20 protein-coding genes are annotated in these 19,825 nt (G+C 47.5%); 15 read left to right on the plus strand and 5 right to left on the minus strand.

All coding sequences use genetic code 11. From position 1 onward, the window contains the following. The first annotated feature begins 6 nt into the window (after window positions 1–6). Together H7A02_04930 and H7A02_04935 are read left to right on the plus strand one after the other, a co-directional pair. Window positions 7–765 (plus strand): class I SAM-dependent methyltransferase, encoded by a 759-nt coding sequence (locus H7A02_04930; GenBank protein ID MCP5171594.1) that lies wholly within the window; start codon window positions 7–9, stop codon window positions 763–765. Beyond that, window positions 765–1,841 carry a hypothetical protein gene (locus H7A02_04935; protein MCP5171595.1) on the plus strand — a complete coding sequence of 359 codons (1,077 nt, stop codon included), beginning with the start codon at window positions 765–767 and terminating at the stop codon, window positions 1,839–1,841. Before H7A02_04930 ends, H7A02_04935 begins: the two co-directional genes overlap by 1 nt. Window positions 1,842–1,893: 52 nt before the next feature. Here the strand turns inward: H7A02_04935 and H7A02_04940 are convergent, their stop codons facing one another. Together H7A02_04940 and H7A02_04945 are read right to left on the minus strand one after the other, a co-directional pair. After that, entirely contained in the window at window positions 1,894–3,087 is a 1,194-nt protein-coding gene (locus H7A02_04940; protein ID MCP5171596.1) for a PQQ-dependent sugar dehydrogenase, read from the minus strand. Between the two features lie 3 nt (window positions 3,088–3,090). Beyond that, window positions 3,091–3,945 carry a fructosamine kinase family protein gene (locus tag H7A02_04945; GenBank protein MCP5171597.1) on the minus strand — a complete coding sequence of 285 codons (855 nt, stop codon included), beginning with the start codon at window positions 3,943–3,945 and terminating at the stop codon, window positions 3,091–3,093. A gap of 108 nt (window positions 3,946–4,053) precedes the next feature. Here H7A02_04945 and H7A02_04950 point away from each other — a divergent pair, with 108 nt between their 5' ends. From H7A02_04950 to thrH, 3 genes are all read left to right on the plus strand, one after another. Continuing rightward, on the plus strand, window positions 4,054–4,968 hold the full coding sequence (locus H7A02_04950) for a 5'-nucleotidase (GenBank protein ID MCP5171598.1): 915 nt from the start codon (window positions 4,054–4,056) through the stop codon (window positions 4,966–4,968). Window positions 4,969–5,137: 169 nt separating this feature from the next. Next, window positions 5,138–6,112 carry an HTH-type transcriptional regulator CysB gene (gene cysB, locus H7A02_04955; GenBank protein ID MCP5171599.1) on the plus strand — a complete coding sequence of 325 codons (975 nt, stop codon included), beginning with the start codon at window positions 5,138–5,140 and terminating at the stop codon, window positions 6,110–6,112. 146 nt (window positions 6,113–6,258) lie between these two features. After that, window positions 6,259–6,876 (plus strand): bifunctional phosphoserine phosphatase/homoserine phosphotransferase ThrH, encoded by a 618-nt coding sequence (gene thrH, locus H7A02_04960; GenBank protein ID MCP5171600.1) that lies wholly within the window; start codon window positions 6,259–6,261, stop codon window positions 6,874–6,876. A gap of 71 nt (window positions 6,877–6,947) precedes the next feature. Here thrH and pabB read toward each other — a convergent pair whose 3' ends face one another. Continuing rightward, window positions 6,948–8,315, minus strand: coding sequence for an aminodeoxychorismate synthase component I (gene pabB, locus H7A02_04965; GenBank protein ID MCP5171601.1), 1,368 nt, complete (start codon window positions 8,313–8,315; stop codon window positions 6,948–6,950). 78 nt (window positions 8,316–8,393) lie between these two features. Between pabB and H7A02_04970 the strand changes: the two genes are divergently transcribed. The 3 genes from H7A02_04970 (at window position 8,394) to H7A02_04980 (ending at window position 9,630) form a co-directional block, all read left to right on the plus strand. Continuing rightward, window positions 8,394–8,741: a Rieske 2Fe-2S domain-containing protein gene (locus H7A02_04970; protein MCP5171602.1), complete on the plus strand. Its 348-nt coding sequence runs from the start codon at window positions 8,394–8,396 to the stop codon at window positions 8,739–8,741. 25 nt (window positions 8,742–8,766) lie between these two features. Next, window positions 8,767–9,261, plus strand: a complete 495-nt coding sequence (gene rraA, locus H7A02_04975) for a ribonuclease E activity regulator RraA (GenBank protein ID MCP5171603.1) — start codon at window positions 8,767–8,769, stop codon at window positions 9,259–9,261. A 162-nt stretch (window positions 9,262–9,423) separates the two neighbouring features. Then, on the plus strand, window positions 9,424–9,630 hold the full coding sequence (locus H7A02_04980) for a cold-shock protein (protein ID MCP5171604.1): 207 nt from the start codon (window positions 9,424–9,426) through the stop codon (window positions 9,628–9,630). A 168-nt stretch (window positions 9,631–9,798) separates the two neighbouring features. Here the strand turns inward: H7A02_04980 and H7A02_04985 are convergent, their stop codons facing one another. After that, on the minus strand, window positions 9,799–11,397 hold the full coding sequence (locus H7A02_04985; protein ID MCP5171605.1) for an isocitrate lyase: 1,599 nt from the start codon (window positions 11,395–11,397) through the stop codon (window positions 9,799–9,801). A gap of 143 nt (window positions 11,398–11,540) precedes the next feature. Here H7A02_04985 and H7A02_04990 point away from each other — a divergent pair, with 143 nt between their 5' ends. The 5 genes from H7A02_04990 (at window position 11,541) to H7A02_05010 (ending at window position 17,229) form a co-directional block, all read left to right on the plus strand. Further along, entirely contained in the window at window positions 11,541–12,479 is a 939-nt protein-coding gene (locus tag H7A02_04990; protein MCP5171606.1) for a LysR family transcriptional regulator, read from the plus strand. 159 nt (window positions 12,480–12,638) lie between these two features. Then, complete coding sequence (locus H7A02_04995; protein MCP5171607.1) at window positions 12,639–14,810, plus strand: malate synthase G; 2,172 nt, start codon at window positions 12,639–12,641, stop codon at window positions 14,808–14,810. An 858-nt stretch (window positions 14,811–15,668) separates the two neighbouring features. Beyond that, window positions 15,669–15,974 (plus strand): hypothetical protein, encoded by a 306-nt coding sequence (locus H7A02_05000; GenBank protein MCP5171608.1) that lies wholly within the window; start codon window positions 15,669–15,671, stop codon window positions 15,972–15,974. Between the two features lie 79 nt (window positions 15,975–16,053). Continuing rightward, window positions 16,054–16,452, plus strand: a complete 399-nt coding sequence (locus H7A02_05005; protein ID MCP5171609.1) for a hypothetical protein — start codon at window positions 16,054–16,056, stop codon at window positions 16,450–16,452. A 90-nt stretch (window positions 16,453–16,542) separates the two neighbouring features. Then, entirely contained in the window at window positions 16,543–17,229 is a 687-nt protein-coding gene (locus tag H7A02_05010) for a hypothetical protein (GenBank protein ID MCP5171610.1), read from the plus strand. Between the two features lie 390 nt (window positions 17,230–17,619). On the opposite strand, the gene H7A02_05015 is transcribed toward H7A02_05010, so the two are convergent. Next, window positions 17,620–18,774 (minus strand): IS110 family transposase, encoded by a 1,155-nt coding sequence (locus tag H7A02_05015; GenBank protein ID MCP5171611.1) that lies wholly within the window; start codon window positions 18,772–18,774, stop codon window positions 17,620–17,622. Between the two features lie 98 nt (window positions 18,775–18,872). On the opposite strand from H7A02_05015, the gene H7A02_05020 reads away from it, so the two are divergent. After that, the gene (locus tag H7A02_05020; protein ID MCP5171612.1) at window positions 18,873–19,361 is read left to right on the plus strand and encodes a hypothetical protein; all 489 of its coding nucleotides are present in this window, start codon (window positions 18,873–18,875) and stop codon (window positions 19,359–19,361) included. 45 nt (window positions 19,362–19,406) lie between these two features. Further along, window positions 19,407–19,712: a hypothetical protein gene (locus H7A02_05025; GenBank protein ID MCP5171613.1), complete on the plus strand. Its 306-nt coding sequence runs from the start codon at window positions 19,407–19,409 to the stop codon at window positions 19,710–19,712. Window positions 19,713–19,825 lie beyond the last annotated feature (113 nt).

The following is a 19,825-nucleotide window of genomic DNA, read 5'->3' on the forward strand; positions in this document are numbered from 1 at the left end:
ATTTACGTGCACAAATCATATAAAGATATCTTTAATCAACGCGCTAATCTGTACCACACAGCAATGGGGCTTGCGCCACTGGCCAGAAGTCTTGAGTTCGAATTGGCGGTGAAATATCTGGCTCTTAGTGGCCGTGAGAAGTTGCTGGATATGCCTGCCGGAGGTGGCTACCTAAAAAACTATCTCGGCAGTGCGGTTAGCTCCGTTGTGTTCATGGAGACCAGCACTGCATTCGCAGAATACTGCCCTAAAAAAGAGGAGAGTTGTGTGATCGGAGACTTCGCAGTACTGCCGTTGGCGACAGCCTCCATGGATCGAATTTTATCTTTGGCGGCACTGCATCATGTGAATGAAAGAGAACATTTCTTTCGAGAAAGTCTGCGAGTGCTATCCCCGAATGGCCGTCTTGTCATTGCCGATGTTGAAGAGGGTTCAGATACTGCAAACTTCCTGAATGTATTTGTCGACCAGTACAATAGCATGGGGCACGAGGGGCTATTTTTGACCTCTCAAGACGAACAGGTTTTAGAGCGAGAGGGATTCAATATTATCAACAGCGTACCGGAAGAATTTCACTGGCATTTCGAGAGCAAGCAGCAGATGCTGGATTTTAGTCGTGGGTTGTTTGGTCTCGATTTAGCGGATGATGATACCTTGTACAGTGGTATCAATCAGTATTTGGCGCCCACTTTTGGTGAGGATGGCGGGTCTTGCCGCTGGCAGCTTAGATATATTGTTGCTGAACCGGCGAAATCGGAGCGCTGATGTCAGGAAAAACTTCAGACCGTAGGAGAGGGCTGTCAAAACTGGCATTTGTCTGGCAGGCATCCTGTCGCGTGAAAAATGAGCATAACGTTTCCCGATTGAAACAGTTTTCCAACCTGGTGATTATTTATATTTGCAGGCAATTGGGGCCAACACTTTATTACGAAGTAGGGTTTTGGCGTCCGGAGTGGACGCTTTCCCGACAATTTGGTTTTATGAACCACTCTCGCTATAAAAAGCGGGTTGCCCAATTAAATCCTGTGCAGTACCAAAAGTTATCCCAGCATAAGCTGGCAGAAAAAGCGATTTTGCAGCTGCTTGCCATTCCCACACCTGAATACCTCGGCTTTTTTCATTCAGAGAAAGGGGCATGTGATATCGGTGAAAGTCTGATTGATGCAGATTCGTTACAACGGTTTTTAATGAATCTGGTTGGTGAAACAGTCTGTTTTAAACCGGTGGAGGGATATGGTGGTACTGGCTTTGTTGCGGCGCGAGTTGTTGCCGATAGTGAAGGAGTAGGGCTCCATCGGCTGGATTGTAGTGAACCTGAAAGTATTGAAAAATTTACGGATAACCATCTTAAGCATCCGGACGGCTTTGTTATCGAACGTTATCTGGAACAACACAAAGACATGTTGGAGATTAATGCCTCCAGTGTGAATACGCTCAGGATATGGGTCAGGCAAATTAAAGGGGACGTGGTTGTTTTGGGAGTTCTGCTGCGCATAGGCAGAGCTGGAGCAATGGTTGATAACTCCGGACAGGGGGGACTGATAGCAAACGTTGATCTGGAATCAGGCATGTTGGAACGATGCCGAACAACCGATGTATTTCCTGTCTATTACAATGAGCACCCGGATAGCGGTGCCCCCATCAAAGGCCGAAAATTGCCGCATTGGTCGGCTTGCCTGGCACTCGCAAAACGCGCATTACTGAATTTCCCCATGGCCGGCTTTGCTGGGCTGGATATGGCAATTGGAAAAGATGGCCCGCAGATTATTGAGCTGAACCTATGGCCGGACAGAGTCAGTGCTCGCGTGTTTGGTAAGTCCCACAAGGAAATGCTGGGTTGAGCTGCTTCTGGCTATCTATCTGAATACGTACTCTGAATATCAGCTGCAGTTCTTAGTTAGAAATGTTTTTTTCCCATACGTGAATTCCGGTCGGTTTTAAACGAGCGATTTTACCGCTGTCTGTTGAAAAATAGATCAGTCCGTCCGGCCCTTGTGCGATTGCACGTATCCGTTCATTCATGTCGTCCAACAGTCGTTCCTCTGCTACAGGAATGCCTTCATCACTGAGAACAATACGATTCAGGTGTGTCAGTTTCAGCGCACCGGTAAAGAGGTTTCCTTTCCAGTCAGGGAAAGCGTCGCCCTGATAAACCATCAGGCCAGAAGGGGCGATTGAGGGAATATAAACCTTACGGGGTTGCTCCATGCCCACTTTGGCTGTGCCTTCGCCAACCGCTATGGGCCCCCAGTACTCCTTGCCATAAGAAATGATGGGCCACCCATAGTTGCGACCTTTTTCAATCAGGTTTAATTCGTCGCCTCCGCGGGGCCCGTGTTCAATGGCCCAGAGTCGTCCTGTTTTGACATCAAAAACCAGGCCTTGCGGATTGCGGTGGCCGTAACTCCAGATCTCGGCGCGATAGCCTTTCCGGTTCAGGAAGGGATTATCTTTAGGAATAGATCCGTCAAGGTTGAGGCGCAGAATAGATCCTGCGTGATTACTGGTATTCTGGGCATGAGGTCGCTCACCACGATCGCCTACCGAGAAGAAGATATGCCCCTGCTGATCAAAAGCGATACGGCTGCCAAAGTGACGCCCTGTATTGGTACCGGAATCCGTTACTATCAGGTCGTGCCAATGGCTCAGGCGGTTTCCCTCCCGTGTTGCAATGGCCAGCGTTGTGACACCTTGACCATTAACCATTTTGGTATAGGTGAAATATAGCTTTCGGGTATCCGGGTAGTCTGGAGAAACGGCTACATCCATTAACCCACCCTGGCCATCAGCGAGAACTGCCGGAACCCCTGTCAGGCTGATGATTGTTCCGGTGTCCGGATTCAGTATTTTTACTGTGCCAATACGTTCGGTAATCACAAGTTCGTGGCTGTTGACAAAAGCCATGCCCCAGGGAGCCAGGAATCCGGTCGCTATTGTTTCCACCCTGAACGTTCCTGGTATCGCTTTTTGTGTATTCGGGTTGGCGATAGCTTCATTTGAAGTGACTGACAACAAACCGGAGAACAGCAACAAAAGTGGCTTTTGCCATAATGAGAATATTGATGTTGTGCTTTTTCTGTTTATCATCGTTCAAGAATAACGCTTAACAATGTCCATTACACGGGAATGATAGCTGCTGCCAAACAGGTTCAGATGGTTAAGTAAATGATAAAGATTGTAGAGTGGTAACCGTTCCTGCCAGCCTGGATTTAACGGATTGGCTTCAAGGTAGGCCTGATAAAATGATTCGGGGAAACCGCCAAACAGTGTTGTCATGGCAATTTCGGCTTCGGCCCAGCCCCGGTGCGTGGAGGGGTCAATTAATACAGGCGTGCCTTTGTTGCTGCAGAGGTGATTTCCTGGCCATAAATCGCCATGAATCAATGACGGGGCTTGCTCTGGAATCAGGTTTCGGAGCCTGCTGGCCAGATTATCGATGAGCCTCCGGTCATCAGTGCTTAACAAGCCTTTACGCAACGACAGGTCGGCCTGAAACCCTATCCGTTGCTTGGCGAAGAACTCATGACCAGAGCTGGTAATAGTATTGATCTGAGGTGTTTTGCCACAATAGTTATTCACTTCAAAACCAAAATCGGGCTGCGGTATCCGGTGTAACCGCCCAAGCTGTCGGGCAAACAGTTCCCAGAAAGCAGTGGTAGGCGGTGATGTTTCGATATATTCCAATATCAGCCACTCTGTCCCTGCAGCAATTACTGCCGGGGTGGCAATTTCTCCGGTGTCTCCGAGGGCCGCCAGACCTATTGCTTCGGTAGAGAACATATTCTGAGGTGCATCAGGCAGTGATTTAACAAAAAATGTACCCTTGGCGACTGTTTTCAAAATAAAACTGCGGGTTATATCACCACCATTAACCGGTATCAGTTTTGTTATCTGGTCATCAAGGAGGTGTTCTATTTCAGCTCTCATATTGTTAGGACGTGGCATATTAAACGACCGTTCCTGCTGGTTTTTCGTCAACTGCATCAGTCTATTTTCTCAAGTGTTGTGTTACATTAGCCTTTCACTTTGGATTACGACAGGCCAGATAATTCATTGAATAACAGTGTTCAACAGGATACACCCGAAAAGCTGGTGATTGCGATTTCCTCCAGAGCGTTGTTTGATCTGGACGAGAGTCACCGAGTGTTTGAATCCGAAGGGCTTGGTGCCTACGCCCGCTATCAGATTGAGCATGAAGACGAACCGCTGTTGCCGGGTGAAGCGTTTCCTCTGGTCAAAAAGCTCCTGAGAATCAATGAAAAACTCGGTAGTGACCGGGTGGAAGTGATCCTGCTTTCCCGAAACTCGGCTGATACCGGCCTGCGGGTGTTTAACTCCATTGCTCACCATAAGTTGAATATCACCCGGGCTGCTTTTTGTGGAGGAGAAAGTCCTTACCGCTATGTTTCCGCTTTCGGCTGCCAGTTGTTTCTTTCTACTCATGCAGAGGATGTCAGAAGCGCTCTCGATAGCGGCGTTGCGGCGGCAACATTAATCGCAACTGGCGGTAAGCACCAGCACGAAAATGAAGAGCTTCGGGTAGCTTTTGATGGTGATGCGGTGCTGTTCTCGGATGAATCCGAGCGAATTTACAAGCAGCAGGGGCTGGCGGCGTTCACCGAGAATGAAAGGGCAGAGGCGGGACGTCCATTACAGGCTGGCCCCTTTAAGCGTTTTCTCGAATCCTTGCACCGCCTGCAATCCGAGTTCCCGCCCAACGAATGTCCTATTCGCACTGCACTGGTAACTGCGCGCTCTGCACCAGCACATGAACGGGTGGTCCGAACCTTGAGGGAATGGGGGGTTCGAATTGATGAGTCATTATTTCTGGGCGGCTGGAGTAAAGGCAATTTTTTGAAAGCCTATGGGGCTGATGTGTTTTTTGACGATCAACAGGTCCATTGCCAGTCTGCCAGCAGTCACGTAGCGACAGGTCATGTCCCTCACGGTGTTGCTAACGAACCCTGATCTCATTTCTGATAATCAGACGGATTTCTTTATCGGGGCTGGTTTGCATCTGACCAGAATTGATCTATGCTGCTATCTATTCTAAAGAGGAATACAATACTTTCTTCTTATACCATTGTGTTCTAGATTTTGTTGAAGATTAAACGTTGACATCTGTAAGGGTATAGCCATGAAACTCCAGCAGCTTCGCTATATTTGGGAAGTCGCCCATCACGACTTGAACGTATCGGCTACCGCTCAAAGCCTTTATACATCGCAGCCAGGCATCAGCAAGCAGATTCGATTACTGGAAGATGAACTGGGTGTGGAAATTTTTTCCCGCAGCGGCAAACATCTCACTCGAATCACGCCTGCCGGTGAAGATATTCTGAAAATTGCCGGTGAAATTATGGGCAAAGTCGAGAATGTTAAACGTCTGGCACAGGAACACAAGGATCCCAAGCAGGGCAGCCTCTCCGTAGCAACCACCCATACTCAGGCGCGCTATGCGCTGCCTCCAGTGATAGCGGCATTCATTGAAAAATACCCCGACGTAAAACTTCATATGCATCAGGGTACCCCGATACAGATTTCTGAGAAAGCGGCTGAAGGCGGTGTGGATTTTGCGATTGCGACGGAAGCGCTCGATCTTTTCAGCGATCTCCTGATGATGCCCTGTTATGACTGGAACCGCTGTATCCTGGTACCAAGAAATCACCCCCTGACGCAGGTTTCCGGGTTGACACTGGAAGATGTGGCGTCACACCCTATTGTGACCTATGTGTTTGGTTTTACTGGTCGCTCAAAACTTGACGAAGCTTTTACCGATAAAGGATTAAATGCGAATGTCGTGTTTACAGCTACCGATGCCGATGTGATTAAAACCTATGTTCGCCTTGGGCTCGGGATCGGTATTGTGGCAAAAATGGCACATGATCCCGTTACTGATCAGGACCTGGTCGCTCTTGATGCTAAACACCTGTTTAAAACCAGCACAACCAAGATCGGCTTTCGTCGCGGTACTTATCTTCGCTCTTATATGTATGACTTTATGGAGCTGTTTGCGCCTCATCTGACACGCGATGTGGTTGACGAGGCCTGTACGCTGACCTGCAAGGATGAACTCGACGCGTTTTTCGCTGATATTGTTCTCCCCGAGTACTAACTCTTCAACCCGGAAATACTTACTCACCCCTTTAAAACGACAAACCTCCGTGCTATAGATAGCTGCATGACTATGGCTTATACCGATGGCCTCTGCTAAAGTGCGGCGCTTTCAATTTCTCAATAATCTGCCCGAGGATAGCTGCTGTGGAAATCGCTTGCCTGGATCTTGAAGGGGTGTTGGTTCCAGAAATCTGGATCGCCTTTGCCGAAAAAACCGGTATCGAGGCACTGAAAAGAACGACTCGCGATGAACCTGATTACGATGTTCTTATGAAGTATCGGCTCGATATATTGGAACAAAACAATCTCGGCTTGAATGAAATTCAAGAAGTAATTTCCACATTGGAACCGTTACCAGGTGCCCGCGACTTTATCGACTGGCTGAGAGAGCGTTTTCAGGTTGTTATTTTGTCGGATACTTTCTACGAATTTGCACAACCTTTAATGCGGCAATTGGGTTTCCCAACCTTGTTATGCCACAAGCTGGAAGTTGATGAGACAGGCAAGGTTACCGACTACAAACTGCGCCAGGCAAACCCGAAGCGCCAGGCAATCGTTGGCTTTAAAAGTATGTATTACCGCACTATTGCGGCGGGTGATTCTTATAATGACACGACTATGCTGGCAGAAGCTGACCGAGGCATTCTTTTCCATGCGCCACAAAACGTCATTGACGAATTCCCCCAGTTTCCAGCCGTACAGAATTTTGATGACCTCAAAAAAGAATTCCTCAAAGCCAGCAACAGAGATTTATCACTCTAAGTTTGGTTTACCGATAGTGGGTATGAGGCGGATAGCCTGATAGGGCACGGAGCAGTCGGCGTACTTTCTTTCTAGAGCGCCTTCATCAACACGTGAATCTTGGCTAGCAGCTCCTGATATTCATCATCGGGGCTGGAGTCTGCCACTATGCCGCCCCCCCCCCAACAGTTGAGAGTATGACCATCAGCCAACATGGTTCGAATAGCGATATTGGTGTCCATGCGTCCAGTGGTGCTGACATAACCAATACTGCCGCAATAGAGGTTTCTTCGGCAATTTTCCAGTTCATCGATAATTTCCATGGCCCGTTTCTTTGGGGCTCCGGTAATAGAACCGCCAGGGAAGCAGCCCCTCAGCAATGACAGTGGCGTCTCGCCATCGCTCAGTTTCGCGGTCACGGTGCTAACCAGATGGTGAACGTTGGCAAAACTTTCCAGCGCAAATAACTTTGGTACGCGAATAGAACCGGGATCACAACTTTTCCCCAAATCGTTTCTCAGCAGATCGACAATCATCAGATTCTCAGCCCGGTTTTTTTTGCAGTTCATCAATTCAATGGCGTTCTGATTATCTATTTCGAGTGTGGTGCCACGTTTCACGGTGCCTTTAATGGGTTTTGTTTCCACCTGATTCATAGAGGATTTCAAAAAGCGTTCCGGTGAAAGGCTAAGTACGGCCTTGTCATTCCACTCGATATAGGCGCTATAAGGTGACGGCAGGGCACGGCGCAACTGTTTATAGGCTTGCCAACTGTCTCCTTTGAATGTGGCAGAGAAGTGAGTGGCCAGATTGACCTGATAACAATCGCCCGCATGGATGTAATGCTGTATTTTGGTGACGGCTTCAGCATGTTGCTGTTTCGATGAAGATTCTCTGAAAGGGGAACAAAGTTCGAAGTTATGGTCTGGTTCGGGTGCGGTGCTATTGAGACATTGAGAGACCGATTTTTTTAGTGATGGCGGGCAGGCCGGGTGAAAGAACAGCCAGGCTTTCTGTGCGGAATGATTCAGCACCAAGGCCCAGACATATTGGCCCATTCGCATATCGGGGATAGAGCAAACGCTTGGGTTTTTATCGGGAATATTTTCAATCCGTCGGCCCAGATCATAACCCCAGAAACCGATGATGCCTCCAGTAAAGGGCTGGTTATTGAATTCATCCGGTGCTGCTTCAAGCTCCTGCCAAAGGGCTTCCGAGAGGGTAAAGGGGTCTTCGTGGCTAACGGAGGTAGCGTTGTCCTCAATGATGGAAGTTATGCTGCCGCAAGTTTCCAGGACTTTAAGCGGTGCGGCAGAAATAATATCAAAACGGCCTTGCAAACTGCGCGGTTTTCCGCTGTCCAGCCAGACAGGGTTCTCGAGCGAGCGAACACGTTCAAAAAGCGGTTCTGCATCGGTGGTATAAGGGAAATCGACAACTTCAAAGGCGTTATTCTGCATGGTGTGCTAGGTTATGGCCTCTTTAAGGGAAAGGCAATCAGCATTAACCAAAATCATTGTTGCGAGGGAAGAATCGGCATGGCAATCTATCCTGATGAGAAGCGCGCAATGTCATTTTTAGCCTTGGAGTCTGTCGCCAATATCAACGAAGGATATTCGCGATGTTTTAAAGTTGCCAGGCAGCAGCTGCTGTTGGTACATAGTGGTGGTGTAACAAAACTGATACCTGCCCAATGTCCTCATGAGAACTATTCTCTAAAAAAGGCAACGCTCGACAACGGTAAAATCCGGTGCCGTAAACACGGCATTGCTTTTTGTCTGGATACCGGTCAAGCCGTTGGTGGCGAAGTTGTTGCTTCAGTTCCCGGTTTACAGCCAATAACACTGATCGAGCAGAACGGTTATCTCGGCGTTCTGACGGATTAACACATTTAAAATAAAAGGAATCTTTATGTCTGCAAATAATATTTCTACGCCTGATTTATGCGACGATCATCCCGATTTGGTTCGGGTTCTGGAGCCAATGATGGTCAATTTTGGCGGCAGGGAGTCTTTCGGTGGAGAGATAGTGACGATCAAGTGTCATGAAGATAATTCGCTGGTTAAAGAAAATGCAGCCAGGCCGGGGAGCGGTAAGGTTATGGTTGTGGATGGCGGTGGTTCACTGCGCAGGGCATTACTCGGTGATATGATTGCAGAAAATGCAGTGGCTAACGGCTGGGAAGGTTTTGTTATTTTTGGCTGCATTCGCGACGTGGATGCTATCGCAGAACTTGATCTTGGTGTGCAGGCTCTCGCTTCCATCCCACTAAAAACTGACAAGCGAGGTATAGGTGATTTGAACGTTCCGGTTACTTTTGGTGGCATTACTTTTTGTCCTGGTGAGTTCATTTATGCGGACAATAACGGCGTAATTGTCACAAAACAGCCATTGACCAATGGTTGAAGGCGTATATAATCGGAGAGAGCTAGAAAGTACGACCTATGATTTATGCACCATTTCGATAATATTTGTAGTATTTCGGCCTGTTTCCATAAGTAATAGCAACACTTCCAGCTACAACCGCCTGTAAAGGCAACAATTACTCATGTTACACAGGATATAGTTATGGCTACAGTTACTGGCACCGTTAAGTGGTTCAACGAAGCAAAAGGCTTTGGTTTTATTGAGCAAGAGTCTGGCCCAGACGTTTTCGCTCACTTCAGCGCTATTCAAGGCGATGGCTTCAAAACGTTGAAAGAAGGTCAAAAAGTTGAGTTCACCGTAACTCAAGGACAGAAAGGACCTCAAGCTGAAAACATCGTTGGACTCTAATTACTTAGTGTTCTGACAAAAAGGCGAAGCTTAACGGCTTCGCCTTTTTTAATGTCTTTTATTTATAGCTCTGTGTAAATGAAAGCTCTTAAAAATATAATTCTGTACAAACAGTTAGCCCACAAAAAAACCCGCCGAAGCGGGTTTTTGTTTAACATCAGGAACCGTTTAGCCGAACTGGTTCATGGTGTTGTCTTTACCTGAGGCTTTCAGTGCTGCTTCACCGGCAAAGTATTCTTTGTGATCATCACCAATGTCCGAACCGGCCATGTTCTGATGCTTAACACAAGCAATACCCTGGCGGATTTCTTTACGCTGTACACCGGCAACGTAGCCCAGCATACCCTGCTCTCCGAAGTATTCCTTCGCCAGATTGTCGGTAGACAATGCAGCGGTGTGGTAAGTCGGCAACGTAATCAGGTGATGGAAGATACCGGCTTCACGGGCTGCATCAGCCTGGAAGGTGCGAATCTTGTCATCAGCCGCAGCAGCCAGCTCACTAGTGTCGTAATCAGCACTCATCAACGCCTCGCGATCGTAAGCAGAAACGTCTTTACCTTCTTCAGCCCAGGCATCAAACACCTGCTGACGGAAATTCAGTGTCCAGTTGAAGGATGGGCTGTTGTTATAAACCAGCTTCGCATTCGGAATCACTTCGCGAATACGGTTAACCATGCCGCCGATCTGACCAACGTGAGGCTTTTCGGTTTCAATCCACAACAGGTCTGCGCCGTTTTGCAAAGAAGTGATGCAATCCAGCACACAGCGGTCTTCACCTGTACCTGCGCGGAACTGGAACAGGTTAGAAGGCAAGCGCTTAGGGCGCAGTAATTTACCTTCGCGGTTCAAAACAACGTCGCCGTTCTTCATATCTTCCGGAGAAACTTCTTCGCAGTCCAGGAAGCTGTTGTACTGATCACCCAAATCACCCGGCTCTTTCGTCACGGCGATTTGCTTGGTCAGGCCAGCACCCAGGGAGTCCGTACGGGCAACAATAACACCGTTATCCACGCCCAGCTCCAGGAACGCGTAGCGAACGGCGCGGATTTTGGCCAGGAAGTCTTCGTGAGGTACGGTTACCTTGCCGTCCTGGTGACCACATTGCTTCTCGTCAGAAACCTGGTTTTCAATCTGAATACAGCAAGCACCCGCTTCAATCATTCTTTTAGCCAGCAGGTAAGTGGCTTCTGCATTACCAAATCCGGCATCGATATCCGCAATGATTGGCACCACATGGGTTACGTGATTGTCGATCTGATTCTGAATATCGCGGGCCTTAACTTCGTCACCCGCCTCGCGAGCGTCGTCCAGTGCGCGGAACAAACCACCCAATTCACGAGCGTCTGCCTGACGCAGGAAGGTGTACAACTCTTCAATCAGAGCCGCAACGGAAGTCTTCTCATGCATAGACTGATCGGGAAGAGGACCAAATGCTGAACGCAATGCAGCAACCATCCAGCCAGACAGGTACAGGTAACGGCGATCAGTTTGGCCGTTGAAGTGCTTCTTAATCGAAATCATCTTCTGCTGACCAATAAAACCGTGCCAGCAACCCAGAGACTGAGTGTACTGAGAGCTGTCGTTATCGTAACGCTCCATATCAGCACGCATGATATCCGCTGTGTATTTGGCGATATCCAGGCCGGTTTTGAATTTATTCTGCGCGCGCATACGAGCTACTGATTCAGGATCGATAGAATCCCAGGAGCTACCGGCTTTCGCTTTGATCGCAGCGACGGCTTCGATGGCGGATTGATAGTTTGACATGGTTAATCCTCTGTTATTCAAACAAACAAGAACAGTCCGTTCTTGAATTGCGTGCATTCTAGCCATTCGACTAAGATTTAGCTAATCTATCGATGTTATACCGGGTATTTTTTTTATGAATAATAGTCTGTAAGATAGCACCCATGAATATTAAAAATATCGACCTTAACCTTCTGGTTTATCTGGATGTTTTACTTCAGGAGCGCAATGTCACTCGCGCAGCGGAAACATTGGGTATTAGTCAACCAGCCATGAGCAATGGGTTACGCCGCCTTCGCACACTGTTTAACGACCCATTACTGGTGCGAACCAGCAATGGCATGACACCCACTGAGCGGGCAGAAGTGCTGCAGCCGGTTATCAGAGAGGTAGTTTCGTCAATTGAGAAGGCGATCGAACCAGGGCAAAGGTTTGATGCAGCCAGTGCAGACCGGGTTTTCCGGATTTCCGTCAGTGATTACACAGAGTCCACATTGTTGCCTCATTTGCTGAGGCGGATGCGTTCGGAAGCGCCGAATATCACACTGGATGTGCTAACCCCAAGTGACGTCAGCTATCAGGATGTGGAAAGGGGCAGCGTTGACCTGGTGATAAACCGCTTCGACGAGCTACCTCAATCGTTTCATCAGGTAACACTGTGGAAAGACAGTTTTTCCTGCCTTATCAGCCACCATAATCCGATCCGCAATCACTTTAATCTCGACAGTTATCTGGAAGCAGGCCATGTCTGGGTGAACAAAACCGGTATGGGGGTTGGGGTTGGTATGGAGCCCGGCGCCTATCAACGACTTGGCTGGGTAGATGAAGCTCTGGCAAAAATAGGTAAAGAGCGCCGTATACGCGTATTTACCCGTCACTACCAGGCAGCCATGCGGTTGGCTGTACTGCGCGATCTAATTATTACGTTACCCACCAAGGCTGCGAATTTGTTGAAGGATGACCCTACGGTGATTATTTTGCCGCCGCCATTCGAAATCCCCGAAATTGAACTGACCATGGCCTGGAGCCCTTTGTTACAGCACAACTCGGCGCATCAATGGATTCGGCGACTGATTGCGGATGTTACCCGGGAAATGCTCTGATTGTTGTCTGCTGCTTTCGATCACCTCTTATTCACCAGCTAAATATTGGAAATCATTTCCATAAAGTAGATCAATTAGCTCGGAGGCATTTAAAATAGCAGCCTTGCCGGTGGGATTTAACCGGTTTGACCCAAATAACTGAACTGGACGAGAAAACACATGAGTGAGCGTATTCAACGGGGTAGTCTGCAGGTTGCCAGAGAAATAGATGATCTGATCACTAACGAAGTGGCACCCGGGACAGGTATTGATGTTGATCTGTTCTGGCAGTCTTTCGAAAATCTGATTAACGATTTTGCTCCGAGAAATCGCAGCCTGTTACAGAAACGTGACGAAATACAGGCGAGTATTGACGATTGGCATAATGCACACCAAGGTCAACCTATTGATTTTGCAGAGTACAAATCCTTTCTGAAAAGTATCGACTACCTGGTTGATGCCGGGCCAGATTTTAAGATTGAAACAGAAAACGTTGATCCAGAAATAGCGTTACAAGCTGGCCCGCAGCTTGTGGTACCCGTAATGAACGCACGCTTTGCCCTTAATGCTGCTAATGCGCGCTGGGGTAGCCTTTACGACGCACTTTACGGCACCGATGTAATCTCCGAAGCCGACGGCGCAACCAAAGGGCCAGGTTATAACCCCGTTCGTGGAGCCAAAGTAGTGGCTTATGCGCGGGCCTTTCTCGATGAAGCTGCACCTTTGGCCACAGGTTCTCATGTCAATTCAACCTGTTACAGCATTGTAAACGGCGAGTTGCAGGTGACACTCGCCGATGGCTCAGTCACCGCCCTCGCTTCGCCCAAGCAATTGGTTGGCTATTGCGGAAACATCAAAACACCCGAATCAATTTTGTTAAAAAACAATAGATTACATTTTGAAATTCAAGTTGATTATGATAATTATATCGGCAAAGATGACGCCGCTGGCGTAAAAGATATTGTTGTCGAATCCGCGCTTACTACCATTATGGACTGTGAAGATTCCGTTGCCGCAGTCGACGCCGAAGACAAAGCACTCGTTTATCGTAACTGGCTGGGCTTGATGAAGGGCGATCTGGAGGAATCCCTTGAGAAAGGTGGCAAAACCATCGTTCGCAAACTCAACCCGGACCGTGAGTACACAACCCCCAATGGCAGCACGTTACTCCTGCCAGGCAGGAGCCTGCTGTTTGTGCGCAACGTTGGCCACTTGATGACCAACCCAGCTGTTCTGGACGCCGAAGGCAACGAAGTGCCGGAAGGTATTATGGACGGCATCATCACCAGTCTGATCGCCATGCACGACTTGCAACGTGACGGCGGCAACTCAAAAACCGGCAGTGTTTACATTGTTAAACCCAAAATGCACGGCCCTGAAGAGGTCGCATTCACCAATGACTTATTTGCCGCCATTGAAGATGAACTAAAGCTGCCCAGATTTACACTCAAAGTCGGTATTATGGACGAAGAGCGTCGCACATCTGTAAACCTCAAAGAATGTATTCGCGCCGCTAAAAACCGCGTGGTGTTTATCAATACCGGCTTTTTGGACCGCACTGGCGACGAAATTCACACCAGCATGAATGCCGGCCCAGTGGCACCAAAAGCTATTCTCAAAACACTGCCGTGGATTTCAGCCTATGAAGATCAAAACGTAGACCTCGGCCTGGAATGCGGATTAAAAGGCAAAGCCCAAATAGGCAAGGGCATGTGGCCAATTCCGGACAACATGGCCGACATGATGGAAGCCAAAATTGGCCACCCAATGTCTGGCGCCAACACCGCCTGGGTACCTTCGCCAACAGCCGCAACATTACATGCGCTGCACTACCACAAAGTAGATGTATCCAGTCGCCAGGATGAACTGGCTTCGCGCACCAATGCCAATGTTGACGATATTCTCACTATTCCACTGATGGGCGACAGCAAACCTACAGCCGATCAGGTTCAGCACGAACTCGACAACAACGCACAAGGCCTGCTGGGTTACGTGGTTCGCTGGGTAGAGCAGGGCGTTGGTTGCTCCAAAGTGCCAGACATCAACAATGTCGGCCTAATGGAAGACCGCGCCACATTGCGTATTTCAAGCCAGCACATAGCCAACTGGCTCAAACACGGTATTTGCACAGAAGCCCAAGTAATGGAAACCCTCAAGCGCATGGCCAAAGTGGTTGATGGCCAAAACGCCGGAGACCCCGCTTACCGTAACATGTCAGACAACTTTGACAACAGTGTGGCCTTCGCCGCGGCTTGCGACCTGATTTTTAAAGGTTACGAGCAACCAAATGGTTACACCGAGCCACTGCTGCATGCGTATCGCCAAAAAGCCAAGGCTAAATACGGGTGTTAATGGCTCAACTTAATTTACCTTAACTTTGTGTAATTAACAGAAAGGCGCTGACTCGAAAGAGCCGCGCCTTTTTTGTTGCCCTATCAACGGGACGATGCGTATTTTGAAAGGTGATATAGAACTTGATCCAACACAGATATAAATTTACAGTCAACTTACTGTAACGTCGAGCGAGCATAAATGACTCGATAGACTGTAGAAAAGGAGATTCACCCATGAGATTAGCCTCATCCTTGAAATCATGGGTAAACAGAATAGTCGGATTACCTGTCAACTCAATTGTTATCAGGCCTACGGCCTTTTTATTATTCCCCAGCAAAACCCAAAATTATTTTTCCAGTATTTTCAATAAATTAAAGACAAACCAAAAACCTCTGCAGGAATTAAAAGGCCGCCTTCTAATAATTATTATGAGGCCGAAGGCCTCATTAACATACTGTTAGTGTGCTTTCAGGGGTTTTTGTCTTTTTCAAAGTATTTGGGTTCAGAGCTAAACGTGCAACATGGTAAATTCAGGTGTTTTCCGGTTGGCTCATACTGCAACGTGCAGTATGCTTTGGGCCATACAAAACGATATTAAGTGCCAAGGTTAGGCAATCAGAGACACATGGAAATGAGTGCAAATATCCAACAATCAATTACCACTCAGTCGCAGAGTTCACCGGCTTGGTTGTTGCCAATCTCAATCTTCAAAGCCTCTATTTTAATTGCCTGCACTATCGCAGAAGCCGTGAAGGTTGGGCAGTGCCTGGCGCACACTAACAAGCACATCAAAAACCGCTCCACTTCGTTGCGCTGGACGTCGCTGACGCTCCGCCTTTTATGTGGGCGTTATGTTCAATGAACGGAATCTGAACCATGGAAATACACACCAGTCAATTCCTCGGAATTCTTAGTGCCGTCCTTCTTACTGCTTTTGGCCTGTCCATTCGCTTGGCAAATGTCTCTACGAGACTCAAGAATGCCGAGCATGATTTGGATGCCCTCCGTAGTGAAATATCCTCTCTTCAACACAAACATCAGCAGGCCCTCGATGGAATAAATAAAGCTCATGAAGATGAACTTAAAGAATACAACCAGCAGCTTCAAAAACTTAAAAAACAAATTACTCATTACACAAAAGCCTTGCCTTCACTCAGCGATATGGGGCGCGAGTTACTATGAACATAACAAGTGCTTGGTGCGGGACAAAATGCTGCGCATTTCGCCCCACAAGCAAGCGTTATAAGCCAAGGAGAATGTTGTGGATCTAAACTTTCAGTATGCGCACAATTCACATGACGAATCAGAAACAAAAGCTAATGTGCGTAGTGAGCAAGCTCTACAAGCCTTTGATGATTTTGATTGGCAAGGTGAATCTGAGAAAGCTTTGAAAATTCAAAAATGCGCCCCAACTCTTTCTGTAACTGAAGATAATAAACATCTTATTTGGCTGTCTTCCGTAGCTGATGGGGGTACTATTCAATTTGTTTCCGAGTGTAGCTTTCCCGGAGAGGTTTCTTCGTGGTTTGGGCTTTCCAAAAAACAAGGTGTTGTGCATTTACACGTAGACTGGTTTTCATTGAACCAAGCACGAACTGCACTAGAGTTATACCTTAAGAGAAATTATGAACAACTTAAGCGTCATTACAAAGGCTTATAACAAAGGCAGGCAACGGGAACGCCAAACCGCCGCTTCGCTCTGGTTTGTCGCCCCCTGCTGCTGGCGTTAAATCTCTAGGAGAACCATCGAGTGAAATACTACATATCCGCATTATTTGCACTATTTGTGCACACAAGTTATGCGGGTGAGTATTTTCAAAAATGTGGCGATCTTTTAGAAAAAACTGATTACAAGATTCTTAAAGAATACACAGAACAAAACACTGTCACACCTCAGCTATGTCAAAGACTAAATAATACAGAATTTCTATACACCGCCGGAGAAGGCTATTTTACTAAGTTTTATTACTGCAAAGCAGAATCAGGCTCTCTTTCATGTAAAGAAGATAGTTATTCACACTACCCAAATCTGAGTATAGAAAAAAGGTTTTACAGCAAAGAAGGCAAGCAATTTGTCCTTTTTAAAGCCAGTCAATTAAGGCATGGCTCATATGGCGAAGGCTATCATCTTTTTCATCTGGTTCCCAAAACAGACTCGGCTTCAGGATATGCACTTTATCCATTAAATGGGGTTGGTGTCAGTAACGGATCATACTCAGATGCAGGAAAAATATGTAGCAATATGGGTAATTCTATCGCGGTTAATCCCGTACAACCGTATTACGAAATAATTAACAACGACTCTGGCCTTGCTATCAAGTTTAATCAAGAGCTAACATTTTGCGAAACTCCTGAAGTATCTGCATCTGAATTTATTGAATTTACATGGGTAAAAAATCGCTTTCGGCTAGTAAACAATGAAAGAAAATACAAATAGAGATTTAACAAGCCGCTCAAATTCGTTCCGGCCACAAAAAACGTGGCCTCCACCGGACTCGCTGACGCTCGCCGTTTAGCGGAGCGTTGGTATGATTCCTTCTGTCAATAGGCACATTGTTTTTTAGGCCCATTGTTTCAGAGCTTTTCTCTATCACTATATAGGCGAGTTAACGCATCGAATGAAGCCAGTAAGTTCGTCGGTTATCCTGCTGGTATCCGTGGGTTGCCATCGTTGCCAATGACCTATCCAACCTTACTTGTTCCGTCGTGGTGCCTGTCTTCAGTCTATGCTCGTGGATCAACAGGTTCTTAAACCTGTCACCTACCTAACGCCGTCGGTGATTGCACCACTGCCGCTGCTTGATCCAATGCGCTAACTCTAAACATGTCATGCGGGTACTCTCGCTAATCGTTTGCTTTCGTCTACTCGGGACAACACCACTTCTCGTGATATCGACCAGATGTAGGCGATGATCTCTCTGGCAATCGCGGTGGTGACCAGGTTGTAATGCTTGCCTTTGTGTAACAGCCGTTGATAGCGTCGGCATAGGCGTTGCTGTGCTTGCCAGGCATGATCAATGATGTCTTTGGGTAATCCTTCTTGGCGCTTTTGCATCGCGGTGGAGAGGTTGGCGGGATAACGATAGCTGTGCGCCGCTTCGATCAGCAACCGTCTCGCTCGACCATTGCCGCATTTGGTGATGGACCCCAGCCGCCTTTTCCCGCCACTGGAGTGCTCACTCGGTGTCAGCCCTACATAGCTCATTAACTGGCGGGGTTGATCGAAGCGAGTGAGATCACCCAGTTCAGCGATGACACCAGCGGCCACCAATAAGCGAACGCCACGCAGTGACTGTATGGCTTTTACCACGGGGTAGTAACGCCAGTGCTGGATTTGGTGCGTCAGCTCGTTGTCTAACCGCTCAACGCGTGCTGTTCGTTCGGTGATGGTGTGTATCATTTCCTGAAGCACTATCTGTTGGGCGGGGTGCGGCAGGATAATCTCGGTTAACCAGCGTAGGTGTTTGAGTGACCAGTTGGCGGTTCCGGCATACTGTATGTGATTGCGCAGCAAGAGGGCTTTGAGTTGATATTTGGCATCGTTCAGGTCGTGCATGGCTCGCTCGCGTGCGCGGGATAAATCACGGACGGCTTCATCCTCCGGTTCGGGCACGTAGATGGGGTCAATGTCACCACTTTTGAGTAGACGCGCCAACGCTTGTGCATCACGTTTATCGGTTTTGACCTTGTGACCAGGCTTTTTGGGAATGAGTGAAGGCGCGACCACATAACACGGGTGCCCCAGGCTGGTCAGCAATCGATAAACCCAATAACCGCAGGGACCGGCTTCGTAAACAAAATGCAGCGTTGCTTGTGGGTAGCGGGACTGCAATTGCCTCGCGTGCTTGATGAACCCTTGTTTGCTGGTTTTTATTTTGCCTGAATGCACAAGCTCAGCTCCTCGCTCACTGCCTGTGTGGACCACTTCAGTGTGTTCTTTGTGGGTATCTAATCCGATGTAAATAATGGTATTGTTTTGCATGGTGCTAGCCTCCAAGGTCTATGGTTTAACACATAGAGTATGGCTCTGGTTTCGGCTAACCCACGATAGCGGGGCTAGCACCCTTGGAAGGAATCATTATGTCTATGCGTATTAAAATCTTCACATGCTTCGGTCAAATAGTTTATGTCGCCTTTCTTTCAGCGATAGGGTATTTCTTGTATCTTGAATCGATCAGTCTGTGGGCTAGTCTATCCTACCCAGAGTTTGCTATTAAGCTGGTACGTGCAGGATACCTAGACAGTAAATCTTTAGAATATTTATTTGGACTGCTAACTAGAACGACTTTTATTGGAATATGCTTCCTAATTATTGGTTATATTTTGGGAAAATTTGTGCATTTCGCATGGTCAAGTTTGGTCGTAATTCCAGCTGTTTATGCCTCGTATTTAATTCATTACTATAGTTCGTTTGATCTTATTCAGGATGAGAACGGCATTAAAGAAGTCGTCCTAAATGGTATTTCTCTTAGTAGCTATCTGCCAGATGTCATACCTATTATTATTTGCCCATTGGTTTCATCATGGTGGATCTACAATCGACGCATAACAAGAAAAGGCAGCGGATAAACCGCTGCTTTGGGCGTTATAACTCATGAGAGATCGCAGATCACAATGAAAGGAATCACGGTACTATTAGCAGGTATTCTAATTTTCTCGCTCCTTGGATATTTTGGCTTTTCCGTAGTAAACGAACATATTGATCGTGAATCTGGCGCTATCGTTGAGCAAACACTTTCGGATAACACTATTAATCAGCTTATGGTCCTGTCTGAAGTTCAGTCTCAAATTAGCGCAGGTAATATTGAACAGGCCAGTGAAAAGGTCTCTGAATCTATAAATACATTAAAATATATCCTTAAAAATAATTGCAGCCTCGCAAAGTGTGAAGAGGCGCTTAGTTACTATGAAAGCAAGTAAAGTTATAACAAGGCCAGGCACATTCGCCCCTACGGGGCTGGACCTCCGCACTGCGTGCTCCTGTGCACCCCCCATTAATAACGGCATGTTTTAGAAGGAGTTAGGCTGCTTGA

It is taken from the genome of Pseudomonadales bacterium, from assembly GCA_024234435.1.
In the GTDB taxonomy this organism is placed as follows: Bacteria; Pseudomonadota; Gammaproteobacteria; order Pseudomonadales; family Porticoccaceae; genus JACKOF01.

Excerpts from the sequence above, each read along its gene's own strand:
- H7A02_05025 (MCP5171613.1), top strand. The coding sequence starts at position 19,407 with ATGAAAGGAATCACGGTACTATTAGCAGGTATTCTAATTTTCTCGCTC.
- H7A02_04990 (MCP5171606.1), top strand. The coding sequence starts at position 11,541 with ATGAATATTAAAAATATCGACCTTAACCTTCTGGTTTATCTGGATGTT.
- H7A02_05000 (MCP5171608.1), top strand. The coding sequence starts at position 15,669 with ATGGAAATACACACCAGTCAATTCCTCGGAATTCTTAGTGCCGTCCTT.
- pabB (MCP5171601.1), bottom strand. The coding sequence starts at position 8,315 with ATGCAGAATAACGCCTTTGAAGTTGTCGATTTCCCTTATACCACCGAT.
- cysB (MCP5171599.1), top strand. The coding sequence starts at position 5,138 with ATGAAACTCCAGCAGCTTCGCTATATTTGGGAAGTCGCCCATCACGAC.
- H7A02_04940 (MCP5171596.1), bottom strand. The coding sequence starts at position 3,087 with ATGATAAACAGAAAAAGCACAACATCAATATTCTCATTATGGCAAAAG.
- H7A02_05015 (MCP5171611.1), bottom strand. The coding sequence starts at position 18,774 with ATGCAAAACAATACCATTATTTACATCGGATTAGATACCCACAAAGAA.
- H7A02_04985 (MCP5171605.1), bottom strand. The coding sequence starts at position 11,397 with ATGTCAAACTATCAATCCGCCATCGAAGCCGTCGCTGCGATCAAAGCG.
- H7A02_04935 (MCP5171595.1), top strand. The coding sequence starts at position 765 with ATGTCAGGAAAAACTTCAGACCGTAGGAGAGGGCTGTCAAAACTGGCA.
- H7A02_04980 (MCP5171604.1), top strand. The coding sequence starts at position 9,424 with ATGGCTACAGTTACTGGCACCGTTAAGTGGTTCAACGAAGCAAAAGGC.
- rraA (MCP5171603.1), top strand. The coding sequence starts at position 8,767 with ATGTCTGCAAATAATATTTCTACGCCTGATTTATGCGACGATCATCCC.
- H7A02_04995 (MCP5171607.1), top strand. The coding sequence starts at position 12,639 with ATGAGTGAGCGTATTCAACGGGGTAGTCTGCAGGTTGCCAGAGAAATA.
- H7A02_05020 (MCP5171612.1), top strand. The coding sequence starts at position 18,873 with ATGTCTATGCGTATTAAAATCTTCACATGCTTCGGTCAAATAGTTTAT.
- H7A02_04970 (MCP5171602.1), top strand. The coding sequence starts at position 8,394 with ATGGCAATCTATCCTGATGAGAAGCGCGCAATGTCATTTTTAGCCTTG.
- H7A02_04945 (MCP5171597.1), bottom strand. The coding sequence starts at position 3,945 with ATGCCACGTCCTAACAATATGAGAGCTGAAATAGAACACCTCCTTGAT.